Origin of the sequence: Luteimonas endophytica, assembly GCF_029887875.1 — a bacterium.
Taxonomy (GTDB): Bacteria; Pseudomonadota; Gammaproteobacteria; order Xanthomonadales; family Xanthomonadaceae; genus Luteimonas; species Luteimonas endophytica.
In genome coordinates this window covers 31,662-44,542 of the sequence record NZ_JARXRM010000044.1, presented here as the reverse complement: position 1 = coordinate 44,542, position 12,881 = coordinate 31,662, and the positions used below count along the sequence as shown (strand labels likewise).

General features: G+C 67.1%; 11 protein-coding genes. 10 read left to right on the top strand and 1 reads right to left on the bottom strand.

The features are described 5' to 3' along the window. Positions 1 to 18: 18 nt before the first annotated feature. The 4 genes from QFW77_RS15280 (at position 19) to QFW77_RS15265 (ending at position 8,715) form a co-directional block, all read left to right on the top strand. The gene (locus tag QFW77_RS15280) at positions 19 to 3,048 is read left to right on the top strand and encodes a TonB-dependent receptor (protein WP_280575648.1); all 3,030 of its coding nucleotides are present in this window, start codon (positions 19 to 21) and stop codon (positions 3,046 to 3,048) included. A 359-nt stretch (positions 3,049 to 3,407) separates the two neighbouring features. Continuing rightward, positions 3,408 to 6,290: a TonB-dependent receptor gene (locus tag QFW77_RS15275; protein ID WP_280575647.1), complete on the top strand. Its 2,883-nt coding sequence runs from the start codon at positions 3,408 to 3,410 to the stop codon at positions 6,288 to 6,290. Between the two features lie 113 nt (positions 6,291 to 6,403). Then, the gene (locus tag QFW77_RS15270; RefSeq protein WP_280575646.1) at positions 6,404 to 7,990 is read left to right on the top strand and encodes a serine hydrolase domain-containing protein; all 1,587 of its coding nucleotides are present in this window, start codon (positions 6,404 to 6,406) and stop codon (positions 7,988 to 7,990) included. Then, positions 7,987 to 8,715 carry a M15 family metallopeptidase gene (locus QFW77_RS15265; protein WP_280575645.1) on the top strand — a complete coding sequence of 243 codons (729 nt, stop codon included), beginning with the start codon at positions 7,987 to 7,989 and terminating at the stop codon, positions 8,713 to 8,715. The genes QFW77_RS15270 and QFW77_RS15265 overlap by 4 nt, the downstream gene beginning before the upstream one ends. A gap of 253 nt (positions 8,716 to 8,968) precedes the next feature. Here QFW77_RS15265 and QFW77_RS15260 read toward each other — a convergent pair whose 3' ends face one another. After that, positions 8,969 to 9,181, bottom strand: coding sequence for a hypothetical protein (locus QFW77_RS15260; RefSeq protein ID WP_280575644.1), 213 nt, complete (start codon positions 9,179 to 9,181; stop codon positions 8,969 to 8,971). Between the two features lie 293 nt (positions 9,182 to 9,474). Between QFW77_RS15260 and QFW77_RS15255 the strand changes: the two genes are divergently transcribed. The 6 genes from QFW77_RS15255 (at position 9,475) to QFW77_RS15230 (ending at position 12,589) form a co-directional block, all read left to right on the top strand. Continuing rightward, entirely contained in the window at positions 9,475 to 9,684 is a 210-nt protein-coding gene (locus QFW77_RS15255; protein ID WP_280575643.1) for a hypothetical protein, read from the top strand. 344 nt (positions 9,685 to 10,028) lie between these two features. Beyond that, positions 10,029 to 11,201 carry a site-specific integrase gene (locus QFW77_RS15250; RefSeq protein WP_280575642.1) on the top strand — a complete coding sequence of 391 codons (1,173 nt, stop codon included), beginning with the start codon at positions 10,029 to 10,031 and terminating at the stop codon, positions 11,199 to 11,201. Further along, on the top strand, positions 11,198 to 11,704 hold the full coding sequence (locus QFW77_RS15245; protein ID WP_280575641.1) for a hypothetical protein: 507 nt from the start codon (positions 11,198 to 11,200) through the stop codon (positions 11,702 to 11,704). Before QFW77_RS15250 ends, QFW77_RS15245 begins: the two co-directional genes overlap by 4 nt. Before the next feature lie 68 nt (positions 11,705 to 11,772). Next, entirely contained in the window at positions 11,773 to 12,048 is a 276-nt protein-coding gene (locus tag QFW77_RS15240; RefSeq protein ID WP_280575640.1) for a hypothetical protein, read from the top strand. Beyond that, a complete protein-coding gene (locus QFW77_RS15235; protein ID WP_280575639.1) occupies positions 12,045 to 12,317 on the top strand; it encodes a hypothetical protein in 273 nt (90 codons plus the stop codon). The genes QFW77_RS15240 and QFW77_RS15235 overlap by 4 nt, the downstream gene beginning before the upstream one ends. Then, positions 12,314 to 12,589: a hypothetical protein gene (locus QFW77_RS15230; RefSeq protein ID WP_280575638.1), complete on the top strand. Its 276-nt coding sequence runs from the start codon at positions 12,314 to 12,316 to the stop codon at positions 12,587 to 12,589. Before QFW77_RS15235 ends, QFW77_RS15230 begins: the two co-directional genes overlap by 4 nt. Positions 12,590 to 12,881: the final 292 nt, after the last annotated feature.

Genomic DNA, 12,881 nt, shown 5'->3' with positions numbered 1-12,881 from the left:
GTTCTGGGGAGAACTGCAATGAAGGCCAGCCAAACCAAATTCCGCCGCGCCGCGCTCTGTCTCGCCCTGGGGGCGTGCTTGTCCGCCACCACGCCGGTGATGGCGCAGAGCGCCACCGGCGCGGTGACCGGCCGTGCCGAAGCCGGTGCGCGAGTGACCATCACCAATCCGGACACCGGCTTCACCCGCGGCGTCACCGCGGGCGCCGATGGCCGCTATCGGCTTCCGCTGCTTCCCCCCGGTGAGTACACCCTGCAGGCGGAAGGCGGGCAGCCGGTTGGAGTGACGGTGACCCTGGGCAACGCCACCACGGTCAACCTGGCGAGCGCCGGGACCACCGATCTGGCTACCGTGCAGGTGGTCGGGTCGCGGATCGTCAATGCCGTCGACGTGACCTCGACCGAATCGGCCACCAACATCACCGCGCAGGAGATCGAGCGCATGCCGGTCGAGCGCAGCGTCTCCTCGGTGGCCCTGTTGGCTCCGGGCGTGGCGCAGGGCAGCGCCGGTTTCGGCGGCATCTCTTTCGGCGGCTCGTCGGTGGCGGAGAACGCGTTCTATCTCAACGGTTTGAACGTCACCGACTTCTACAATCGGGTCGGGTTCTCCGAGGCGCCGTTCGACTTCTACAACGAGTTCCAGGTCAAGACCGGTGGCTACTCGGTTGAGTTCGGCCGCACCACCGGTGGCGTGGTCAATGCCCTGGCCAAGTCCGGTACCAATGAGTTCCACTACGGCGCAAAACTGGTCTGGGGGCCGAGCGACTGGGAGGCTTCGCGACGCGACAGCTATCTCGACGGCGAGCGCTACCTCACCCGCAGCAAGGACACCACCGACGCTACCCGCCTCAACGCCTGGGCGTCCGGCCCGATCATCAGGGACCGGCTGTTCTTCTTTGCGATGTACGAGGGGCGCCAGGTAGAGCCGGAAAGCACCAACAACGTCGGCACCAGCTTCGACCGCGGCGAATCGAACGACGGCTTCTGGGGGACCACGCTCGACTGGCAGATCACCGAGAACAATCTGCTCAATCTGATGGCGTTCTCCAACGACAATCGCACCGACACCACCACGTACGCCTACGACTTCGACACCGATACGGTCGGCGATGCGCTTTCCGATTCGTACTCGGAGACCGGTGGTACCAACTGGGCGCTCACCTGGAGCTCCTACCTCACCAACTCCCTGTCGATGAAGGTGATGCACGGCAGCATGGAGCGCAATAGCATCACCGGCTCGCCGAACGATGCCGACTGCAACTATGTCAGCGCCGGCAGCGGTGTTCCGGACCCCGGCGTGCCGCTGGGCTGCACCAACAACTTGAGCATCTACGACCGCAACGACGAGCGCGAGCAGACCCGCGCCGACTTCGAGTGGTCGCTGGGCGACCACCTGCTGCGCTTCGGCTACGACCGCGAGGTCAACACCTCGGATCTCAGCCAGGGCTATTCCGGCCCGGGCGGCGTGTCCTACCTTGTCAGCACCACCACGCCGGGCGCGCAGATCCCCGATGCCGGGATCGTGCCGCCGGGTTACACCGAATACGTGCGCGCCCGGCGCTACGAGATCTTCGGCGAGTTCGAGTCCAACAACCAGGCCATGTACATCGAGGACAACTGGTCGATCACCCCCAACTTCCTGCTCAACCTAGGCCTGCGTTACGAGGAGTTCGACAACAAGGATGCCGAAGGCAATACCTACATCGAGATGAGCGACATGATCGCGCCGCGAGTTGGGTTCTCCTGGGACCTCCGCGGCGATGGAACCACCAAGCTGTTCGGCAACGCCGGCCGCTACTACCTACCGGTTGCCAACGTCATCAACATCAAGCAGGGCGGCGCGCTGCTGGACGAACGCACCTTCTACGGCTTCGACGGCTGGGAGATCAGCGAGCGCGACGGAGTGCAGTACGCGACGCCGATCCTGGGGCCCCAGTTCGGATTCAGCAACGATCAGGGCGACGGTACCGTCGGAGACCTGCGCGCGGAGGTGGACGCCGACATGGATCCGGTCTATCAGGACGAGCTGATCCTCGGCTTCCAGCAGGCGCTCAACGAGGCCTGGTCGTGGGGCGCGCGCGGCATCTACCGCCGACTCGAGAACGCGATCGACGACATCAACATCACCGCCACCCATTGCGGACGGGTCGCCAGTTCCTGGGTCATGGCCAACCCCGGCGAGGAGCTGACCATCTGGGGCGACACCGACTGCGACGGCGAGGCCGACGGCTATCTCACCATCGACACTTCGCAGGCCGGATACTGGACCGAGGCGGACAACTACGAGTTCATCGACGGCGAGTGGACCTACGTCGATTCCACCCCCACCGGCCAGCGGGGCTGGGTGAAGCCGAAGCGCGACTACAAGGCGCTGGAGCTCCAGCTCGATCGCGCATGGGACGGAAAATGGGCCTTCAACGCCTCCTATACGCTCTCGTGGAGCGAGGGCAACGCCGAAGGGCCGGTCAATACCGACACCAACTTCGGCGATACCGGCCGCACCGAGAACTTCGACGATCCCTTCGTCAACTACCGCGGCGACGGACCGCTGGCCAACGACCACCGGCACCAGATCAAGCTGCGCGGCAGCTATGCGCTCAACGACAACTGGCGTGTGGGCGCGACGGTCGATGCGCGATCCGGTGGACCGATCACCGCCATGGGCGTCGGCAACCCGTACAACTGGAAGAGCTACCACAGCTACTACCTGTGCGTAGAGAACTGCACCGCCGAACAGGCCTTCCCCAACCCGGAGGAGGGCGACACCTGGAGCACGGCCGATCGGGTGTTCGAACACTCGCCGCGCGGCGGCGCCGGCCGGATGCCGTGGATCGTCGACATCGGCCTGAGCCTGGCCTACGAACGCAGCTTCGGGGCTGCCGACTTCTCGGCCAAGCTCGCGGTCTACAACCTGCTCAACAACCAGAAGCCGGTGTGGGTGTACCAGGACCTGGAGCCCGGCGTCGGCGACCGCGACCCCTACTTCGGAAAGGAACGGTTCCTGCAGGGGCCGCGCTACGGCCAGCTGACCCTGGCGCTGGCGTTCTGAACGCTGCGGGTGGGGCGTCCCTCACGCCCCGCCCGGCTGGCACCATGTGGCAAAGATGCATCTTGTCGCCCTCCTCGCGGTCGCACGGTCGGCCGCGTTTTTTTGCCCGGTTCGCATCGGCGACGGTGCCGCCCGGGGCGATGGCTCCAGCCGTAGCGACGGGGCGGACGACGATTGACCCCCTGGGGGCTGCGTGCTACATAGCCTCGAAGGGGAAAGCGACCGGTTAGGGCCAGCGGCGCATCCGTGCGCGGACGGACATGGCGCGCGTCTGGTCCAAGGCGATAACGTTGGCGCATGCACCGCAGGAAGCGATGCTGCCGGTACCGCTGTGCTCCGATCACCCGGGAGAGACGCATATGTCTGCCAGATCGTACCGTGCTCCGCTGCGCCGCCTCGCCGTCGCCATCGTTGCCGCCCTGGCATGTCCCGGCATCGCCATTGCGCAGGTGCAGGACCCCTCGGATCCACCGCCCTCGGCGGAACCCGACGAAACCCGCACCCTCGACACCGTTCGCGTCACCGGTTCGAACATCCGGCGCACCGAGGTGGAAGGCCAGCTGCCGATCACGGTGTTCCAGAAGGCCGAGATCGAGGCGCAGGGCATCAGTTCGGCCGAACAGCTGCTGATGTACATGAACATCGCCGGCAACGGCTCCGACAACCTGTCGAGCAACGCCGGCATCGTCCACGAGGAGCAGCGCGGCAACAACGGCGTGTCCGGCGCCAACCTGCGCGGGCAGGGCGCGGACGCCACCCTGGTGCTGCTCAACGGCCGGCGCGTGGCCACGCACGGGCTGAAAGGCCGGGCGGTCGACCTCAACTCCATTCCGTTCGCCGCCATCGACCGGGTCGAGGTGCTGCGCGACGGCGCCTCGGCGGTGTACGGCACCGATGCGATCGGCGGGGTGATCAACTTCATCACCCGGCGCGACTACACCGGCGCCGAGGCCTCGGCGTTCGTCGACGTGACCGAGGCGGGCGGCGGCAACATCCATCGCGCCAACCTGCTGGTGGGCGGGGGCGACCTGGATACCGACCGCTGGAACGCGTTCGGCAGCCTCAGCTTCCGGAACAACGAGATCCTGCGCGGCACCGACCGCGACTTCTCCAACGCCTTCCAGCCCGAGCGCGGGCTGTCCCCGGACACCCGGGGCCCGCCGTTCGCCACGGTGTTCGCCCAGGACGGATCGCTGATGGCGGGAGGCGTGCTCGACCCCGGCGACGGATCGTTGCAGACCGCCGTCAACATCCTGGACCTGCCGGGCGCGGCCGGCTGCGAGAGCGGCGGCGAGCTGATGGGGCCGTACGATCACCGCCTGTGGAACGTCGCTTCCTCGCGCTACGCCTGCGCCTGGGACTATCCCGCCGCGGCGGTGATCCAGCAGCCGCAGGAGAGCGTGGATTTCATCGGCCGCGCGACCTTCAAGCTGTCCGACCGGCATGAGGCCTTCGTGGAGTTCGTCGGCTCCGAGGTCGACGTCGAGAAGACCTTCGAACCGAACCAGATCTCGTCGAGCACCTCGGCGACGGCGGCCTTCAACCCCGATACCTGGTACCCCAGCACCGGCGCGAACTACGACAGGGTCTTCGACGCGCTGGCGGACTATTTCGGCGCCGACCAGCTCAGCTACGGCGACCGCATCGCCTACCGTTGGCGCTGCATGGCCTGCGGCCCGCGCCAGATCTCCACCAATACCCGCGCCTACCGGCTGTTGGCGGGCGTCGAGGGGCTGGTCGGGAACTGGGACTATGCGGTCGGCCTGTCGCGGGCGTCGAGCGAGTCCACCTCCACCCTCGGCAGCGGATACCACTACACCGACGCGCTGCAGGAGGTCCTGGGCAGCGGCCTGCTCGACCCGTTCCTGCCGCCGGGGCAGGCGCAGTCGGCGGAGGCGCTGGCTGCGCTGGAGGCCGGCTCGGCGCGGGGCGTGGCGCTGTACGGCGGCGAGTCGGTGGTGACCCAGGTCGATGCGGTGCTCTCTGGCGAGGTGGGCCTGGCGCTGCCCGGCGGTGCGATCCAGGCGGCCGCGGGCATCGACCTGCGCCGCGAGGAGTTCCTGTTCAAGGGCGACGAACGCGTCGATGGGCGGGCGGTGTTCAACGCGCCCTTCGACGACGCCAACATCCTCGAGGACGTCAGCCGCGACATCAAGGCGGTCTTCGCCGAACTCTACCTGCCGGTGTTCGACAGCCTGGACGTCACCCTGGCCGGCCGCTACGACCACTACGACGGGTTCGGCAGTACCACCAACCCCAAGGTGTCGTTCAAATACCAGCCGCTCGAGGCGCTGGCGTTCCGCGGCGCCTACAGTACCGGCTTCAAGGTGCCCTCGTTCAACCAGCTGTTCAACGGCGTCAGCGATTTGCCGTACACCGGCATGGACCTGGCGGATCCGGCGACCTGCCCGGGCGGGGTGGCCAACCCCGAGGTGCCCGGATGCGAAGCGATCCAGCCCGACGAGCTGTTCGGCGGGAAGGAGGATCTGAAGCCGGAAGAGTCGAAGCAGAAGAGCTTCGGCGTGGTGATCGCGCCGGTCGACTGGTTCAACATGAGCCTGGACTGGTGGGAGATCGAGCGCACCAATACGATCCGCTCGGCGCAGCGCGAGATCCTGATCGAGCACTACGAACTGTTCGCGGACAACTGGATTCGCGACGCCAGCGGCGAGGTGGTCGCCATCGACCGCCGCTACATCAACTCCGGCGGCAGTCTGATGCGCGGCATCGAGCTCGACGCGAACTTCTCCGGCGATCTGGCCGGCGGGCGCTGGAACGTCGGGCTCAACGGCAGCTACATCGACACCTTCAGGACCAAGGGAGTCGAAGCGCTTCCGTACACCGACAACCTGGTCGGCGACTACGTGCGCTACTACAACCTGCCGATCAAGTGGAAGCACACGCTGAACTTCAGCTACAGCCGCGGCGACTGGACCCACAGCCTCACCCAGATCTACCGCCACGGCTACAACGACGAACCGCCGGTCAGCGTCAGGAACGGGAGCTACGTGCCGCCGCAGTGGGACCCGCGGGTGGACAGCTACACAACCTACAACTACAGCGTCGGGTATACCGGGCTGGATCCGCTGCGGGTGGTGTTCGGCGTCAGGAACCTGCTCGACGAAGACCCGCCGTTCACCGCGCACCAGAACGACTTCGCGGCCGGCGCCGGCTGGGAGCCCCGCATCGCCGATCCGCGCGGCCGCGCCTACACCCTGCAGCTCGAGTACAAGTTCTTCTGACAGGCGACGATTTGGACACGACGATACGGCGCCCAGGCGCGCCAGGCCAGCGGCGGCCGCACCCCGCGCCCCGCGGAAAAGCGAAGCGGGGCGCGGCCCTCGGCCGCCTGTGCATGGCGGCGCTGCTTCTGGCGCAGACGATGCCCATGGCGGCCGCCCGTGGGCCGTCGGGCGCAGAGACGCTCCAGGCGGCGATCGATGCAGACGTCGATGCTGCCGTCGCGCGCTTCGAACTGCCTGGCCTGGCGGTTGGGGTGGTCGAGGACGGAGAGGTCGTCTACGTGCGGACCGCGGGCGAACTGCGCGCGGGCGGCGGCGAGCCGGTCACGCCGGCAACGCTGTTCAAGATCGCCTCCAACAGCAAGGCGATGACCACCGCGCTGCTGGCGCGGTTGGTGGACCAGGGAAAACTCGCCTGGGACGATCCGGTGATCAAGCACCTGCCGGACTTCCGCATGCACGACCCGTGGGTCACCCGCGAGATCCAGGTGCGCGACCTGCTGATCCACAACAGCGGCCTGGGCGCCGGCGCCGGCGACCTGATGCTGTGGCCGGAGCCGAACCTGTTCACCCGCGAGGACGTGATCGCCGGCATGGCGCACCTGAAGCCCATCTACAGCTTCCGTTCGCGCTACGCCTACGACAACACGCTGTACATCGTCGCCGGCGAGGTCGCCGCGGCGGCGGCCGGCGCCCAGTCGTACGAGGCGCTGCTGCGCAGCGAGCTGTTCGAGCCGCTCGGCCTCGAACGCTGCCGGGTCGGCGAGTGGCGGCGCGACGAGGTGGGCGACATGGCGCAGCCGCATCTTCGCATCGACGGCCGCAACGTGCCGGTGCGCGAGGACGGTGAGGTGGTGGCGGCGGTGCCGATGGCGGCGGCGGGCGGGATCCGCTGCAGTCTCGACGACATGCTGCGCTGGATCACGATGTGGCTGCAGCCGGAGCGGTCCGGACTGGTCGATGGGGCGCCGTGGCTGTCCCGGGAGCAGCGCGAGGCGCTGTGGACCGCGCACACGCCGATGCCCCTCGGGCGGCGCCTGCGTGAATGGGACGGCGCCCACTTCCACGCCTACGGATACGGCTGGCGGCTCAACGATGCCGACGGCAGGCTCAAGGTCTCGCATACAGGCACGCTGTCGGGCATGTATTCGGCGGTCACCCTGCTGCCGGAACTCGGTGTCGGCTTCGTCGTGCTGATGAACGGCGGCGGTTCGAATGCGCGCAGCGCACTGGTGCAGGCGCTGTCGAAGCGCTTCACCGCGCCGGAGGCGACGGATCGCACGGTCGACTACTACGCCGGCGTCATCGCCGCCGAAGCGGCGGCGGACAGAAAAGACGGCAGCACCTCGGCGCCGGACACGTCGTCGCGGCAGGCCGCGAGCATCGGCGGCATGAAGCCGTGGCTCGGCGTGTACCAGGATCCGTGGTTCGGCGAGGCGTCGGTCTGCCGGCGCGGCGATGTCGTGCGCTTCGCCGCAGCCAGGTCGCCGATGCTGAGCGGCACGGTCATGCGGGTTGGCGAGCGCCTGCTGGTGGATTGGGACGAGGTGAGCGTCGATGCAGAGGCCTGGCTGGCATTCGCCGAGGCGGACACTGCGGACAAGCCGCCGACACTGGCCATGGCGAAGGTCGATCCGCAGGCGGATTTCAGCTACGACTACGAGGATCTCGCCTTCGTGCGCGTCGGCGACTGCCCATGAAGGCGCTGCCGTCCCGCTGGCGCATCTCGCTGGTCGCGCTCCTGCTGCCGACGGCGGGCGCGGCCGTCGCGGACGGTCCGGCGGTGTCGCCGGCGCGCACGGCGGAGGAGGCGGGGTTGGTCGCGATCGACCGCCTGGTGCCGGACATCCGCCAGGACATCCGCTATGCCGGCGGCGACAATTTCGTCGGCGCACCGGTCGACGGCTACCAGGCGCCGCGCTGCTATCTGCTGCGGCCGGTGGCCGAAGCGCTGCAGCGGGTGGAGGCGGATCTGCGCCCGCAGGGATTGCGCCTGCTGATCTACGACTGCTACCGGCCGGTGCGCGCGGTGCGGCACTTCATGCGCTGGGTGCAGGACGCGGGCGACCTGCGCACCAAGGCGGAACACTATCCGAACCTGGACAAGGGCGAACTCGTCGATGACGGCTACATCGCCGAGCGCTCCGGCCATAGCCGCGGCGCCACGCTCGACCTGACGCTGCTGCGCTGCGACGCGTCCGGGCGGCACTGCACGCCGCTGGACATGGGCACCGCCTTCGACTTTTTCGATCCGCTCGCCCATACCGACAGCCCGGAGGTCAGCGAGGCGCAACGGCGCAATCGCCATCGCCTGCGCGCCGCCATGGAGCGGCACGGCTTCCGCAACTACGAGCGCGAGTGGTGGCACTACGGGTTCGAGCCGGACCCCTCGCCGGATCTCGCCTTCGACGTGCCGGTCCGCTGACGCGGGGCCGAGCGATCCGCCGTCGACCACGGCCGCACCAACGCGTGATGCAACGTTCAGCCGTACACGCCCGGCCGCACCCGTCGCCGCGTTCCGCAGCCCGGGACTTGTCGCCTCGACTGCGTGATTTCGCCGACCTCACCGAGCTGGGCTGGAGAAGCTGCGCCTGCGGTTGACGGGGGAATAGCCGGTTCACTTCCTGCGTCGGGACGTGCTGTGAAGGGGCGATGGCCGTGCGGCGGCGGCTGCCGGCTCATCCGTTCAGCCCCACCATCACGCCGTCGCCGCAGGTCATCCGCACGTGCACGCCGGTGGGCGTGCCGGTGGCGGCATGGCGCTCGCGCGCCAGGTCCGCCGCCTTGTCGATGGCCACCACCTTGTCCAGGTTGCGGGCGATGACGATGCCGGCGAGCTGGATGCGCCAGCCGCCCTCGTCGGGTTCCACGGCGATCAATATGCGTTCCATTCCGCTGTCCTCGGAAAGAGGCGCCCCAGCCCAGCGGATCGACTTGCTCATGGTCGCGGCCTGGTTCCGTTGCTGAGCGGCATCCGTTGCCGTGGCATGGGCCGTGCTGCCGGGGCGTGGCGAGAGGATGCGCCGCCGGCGGTGCCGGCACAGTCGGGAAAGGCGGGGTCGTGACGTAGGAAAAAGCCGACAGCGCTGCAGCGGCCGGGTCGGGGCGGCGCGACACCGCTTCACGCCGGGGCAACGCCGCGTTCCCACACTTTAACGGTCGACGCACAACCCGAGGAGGTCACATGGACCGGCAGGAACTCGATGCCCGGCTCGACGATCTGCAGCGCAAGCTGCCCGCGCTGCTCGACGACTACGCCGACGAGGAGGACTTCTGGGCGGCATTCGGCGAAGAGGCCGACCCGCTCGTGGACGGCGCCGTCCTGCCCGAGGACGCCACCCACGTGGAGGTGCGCATCGAGGCGATGCTGGCGGAGGCGGGGGTGGAGCGCTGAGGCGGCGTGCGGCCGGCCTGCAGACCCGCAGCAGCGGCTCGTGGCGCGAGTCCGTGGGAGGCTCAGGCCGGTAGGCCGCGCCGGGGGGTGGGCAACCGTGCCGGCTTTCGCGTGCATGGCACGCTCCTACAGGGGCCGGAAACGAAGAACCCCTGCGGAGGCAGGGGCCGACGTGGTGGGCGGTGCAGGGATCGAACCTGCGACCCTTGCCGTGTGAAGGCGCGAAAGATGGCTTCAGATTCAACGGGTTGAACATAACTTATTGAATTTGCTAGGTGGCTACTCTTTGCGACGCGTCACGTTTTCCTGTAATTTGCAGGACGGTTGCAGGACGGAGACGACCTTTGCCTAGGGTCACACGGGAAGCGCTGACGGAAAAGAGCGTCAAGGACGCCAAGGCTACGGGCAGGCTGTACCGCCTGCGCGATGCCAGGGTGCCGGGGCTGCTGCTGCGTGTGAACGCCACGGGGGCCAAAGCCTGGGCGATCACCTGGGGGCGTGGTCAAGAGCGAATCATCGGGGCATTCCCGGTCATGACGCTGGACATGGCCCGGACGCAATCGCGCATGCTGCTGGCGCAGGTGGCAGAGCATGGCGCACCGACCCCCAAGGCTGCGCCGGACACGGTGGCGGACGCCTGCCGGGAGTACGTCGCCGGGCTGCGGAAGGAGGGCCGCAAGGCCACGGGCGACGACGCTGAACGGCGTTTTGAGCGCACCGTGTACGCCGACCGGATCGGCAAAGTCCGGCTGTCCAAGCTGACGCAGGATGACGTGGAGGGCTGGCGGGACCGGGTGGAGCGGGGCGAGTTGGCCGAACTGCCGACCAAGAAGGGGCGACCACCGCAGGCCAAGCCGTTGACCAAGGCCAGCGTGAACCGGATGCGCACGGTGCTGGTGGCCGCGCTCAACCGGGCCGTGTCGCGCCGCAAGGTGACGCCGGATCGCGTGATCGAGTGGGCCAACGTCAAGCCATACGAAAAGGTCGGGAGTCGCCGCGACCTGTACATAGACCGGCAACAGCGGCGCGCGCTGCTGGCGAACGCTACGCCGGACGTGCGCGACCTCATGGAGTGCGTCGCATTGACAGGTTGCCGCCCGGGCGATCCCGCGGCGGTGCTGCGGTGTGACTATGACGCACGCCATGGCACGGTGACGTTTCGCACAAAAGGACATGCACGCACCGTCCCGCTGTCGCCTGCCGCGCAGACCCTGTTGGATCGGCTGGCGAAGGACAAGTTGCCGGCGGCACATCTGTTCACCAACGGCGGTGCACCGTGGCGCCCACACGATTGGCGCGAGCCGGTGAAGGACGCTGCGCGAAAGGCTGAGCTATCGGACGCCGTTGTGCTGTACACGTTGCGGCATTGCTGGATTACGGATGCCATCGTGGGCGGCATGGACCTGCTGACCGTGGCGAAGTTGGCCGGCACATCGCTGGCGATGATCGAAAAACACTACGGCCATTTGGTGCAAGGTGCAGCGCGCGAAAAGCTCGCAGCAGTGGAGTTCCTATGACGCGCACGCGCGAAGAATGCGAGAAAACGTTACGCGTCTACTTGTTCGCGGCTCGCGGTATCAAACTGGACGAGATTGACGCGACGATACAGGCAGCGCGTGACGGTGCGAGGGTTGCGCCGGAACTTGTGCAGCGCGCGAACGATGCCCGCGAGCGTTGCTTGTCGCTGTTGCTCGACGCCTACGGCAAGGGCTCCGAAAGTGTAGAGTTTGCGCGCGTGATGGATGCCGGACAAACGCTGTTTGAGATTGCAGACCGGCTGCACGGACTGCTGCAACTTCAGCCGCTTCACGATGCCCGTTGCAAGGTGAGGGCGGGCGGCAGGAAAGGTGCGGAACGCAGAAAGCAGGAAAGTGCCGGTAAGGAACTGCGTCCGCGCATTGTGGATGCGATACGTAGGTATGACGGTGAGGCCCACAAGATGGCCTCGACTCTCGCGAAGAAATTCGGCTGCACGCCTGCCTACGTGCGCCAAATAAGAAACGAAACAGCCCTCCGTTAGTTTCGTTCTTCCGTTCCAAGCTGTGCCCACGTCGCGACCTTGCGACAACACGTCACGAGGCATAGCAAATGAACAAACTCATGTACAGCCGGCTGGAACTGCCGGCGATCACCGGACAGTCGCTTAGCAACGTAGATCGCGCCATCGCATGCGGCGATCTAGCAACGGTCGTGGTGGGGCGCAAGCGCTTCGCCACGCCTGCCGCCGCGCAAAAGTGGCTGACGTTCCTGGCGTCAGAAAGCGACGCCGGCAGGCCCGTGCGTTACATGGCGCGGGACATCACGCAGCGCCGCACCCCCGAGCGGGCGAAGGCGGAACGCCAACGGCGGAGGGCACGCGCATGACTCTGTGGCGCGGAACCATCGTCGAACAGCTGCGCGACGAACTGCGCACGCATCCCGCTACGGCCCTGGCCTACGCAGTCGGCAACGCGGAACTGCGCGTGTTCCTGCTGTTTGGTTGCGAGCCGGATAGCAGCGAAGTTCCCGACGAGGCCCGTAAGGTGGCCGCGATGCTGCTGGACGCTCTCATGTGCGGCGGCGACCTGGAACAGGTGGCCCGGGATTGCAGTACGGAAATCGCTAAGTGGCGTGCAGGGAGAAACCTGCAATGAATTTCATCACCGAGCATGACGAAGCGGCCTTCCGTCGGCGCTACCGCGGTCCAACGTGCGAGGGCTCATTGAGCTACGCGAAGCAACTGGCGAACGAATACGCGACGCGCTATGCCAGCGGGATGCCGGATTGGGTGCGGCTCGGCGTGGCCGCGCTGCACTTCCGCCATTGCTACATGGTGGACACTGGCGACAAAAAGTTGCTGCGGCTGGGGATCGACACGCTGCTGTACGTGGGGAGGGCTTGCAGCAATGCGGATTCCGACTCTTAGCACCTTAGTGGCCGTTCACATGCGGATGCGCTATCCGGGGCGCACGCACCGGGAATTGCAGCTTCTGCACAGTTCCGCGTGGTGCTGGGTGAGCCGGCGGGTCGGCGCAGTGCATATGGAGCCAAACCCGCATCCATTGCTTGAAACGGTCGTGATCTTCTATATGTTCAGTTGTTGCGAGAGTGACCCGCAAGCAAAGGCTGCGCACCTTTTTAACGCGCACGAGTTGCTAGCAATCTTTCCCTAGGCCCCGAATCGACCCTTTGGCAGGGGGCGTCGATCACATCAACTT

What these genes read in the sequence shown, in the direction of transcription:
- QFW77_RS15280 (WP_280575648.1), top strand. Translation starts at nt 19, where the DNA reads ATGAAGGCCAGCCAAACCAAATTCCGCCGCGCCGCGCTCTGTCTCGCC.
- QFW77_RS15275 (WP_280575647.1), top strand. Translation starts at nt 3,408, where the DNA reads ATGTCTGCCAGATCGTACCGTGCTCCGCTGCGCCGCCTCGCCGTCGCC.
- QFW77_RS15270 (WP_280575646.1), top strand. Translation starts at nt 6,404, where the DNA reads ATGGCGGCGCTGCTTCTGGCGCAGACGATGCCCATGGCGGCCGCCCGT.
- QFW77_RS15265 (WP_280575645.1), top strand. Translation starts at nt 7,987, where the DNA reads ATGAAGGCGCTGCCGTCCCGCTGGCGCATCTCGCTGGTCGCGCTCCTG.
- QFW77_RS15260 (WP_280575644.1), bottom strand. Translation starts at nt 9,181, where the DNA reads ATGGAACGCATATTGATCGCCGTGGAACCCGACGAGGGCGGCTGGCGC.
- QFW77_RS15255 (WP_280575643.1), top strand. Translation starts at nt 9,475, where the DNA reads ATGGACCGGCAGGAACTCGATGCCCGGCTCGACGATCTGCAGCGCAAG.
- QFW77_RS15245 (WP_280575641.1), top strand. Translation starts at nt 11,198, where the DNA reads ATGACGCGCACGCGCGAAGAATGCGAGAAAACGTTACGCGTCTACTTG.
- QFW77_RS15240 (WP_280575640.1), top strand. Translation starts at nt 11,773, where the DNA reads ATGAACAAACTCATGTACAGCCGGCTGGAACTGCCGGCGATCACCGGA.
- QFW77_RS15235 (WP_280575639.1), top strand. Translation starts at nt 12,045, where the DNA reads ATGACTCTGTGGCGCGGAACCATCGTCGAACAGCTGCGCGACGAACTG.
- QFW77_RS15230 (WP_280575638.1), top strand. Translation starts at nt 12,314, where the DNA reads ATGAATTTCATCACCGAGCATGACGAAGCGGCCTTCCGTCGGCGCTAC.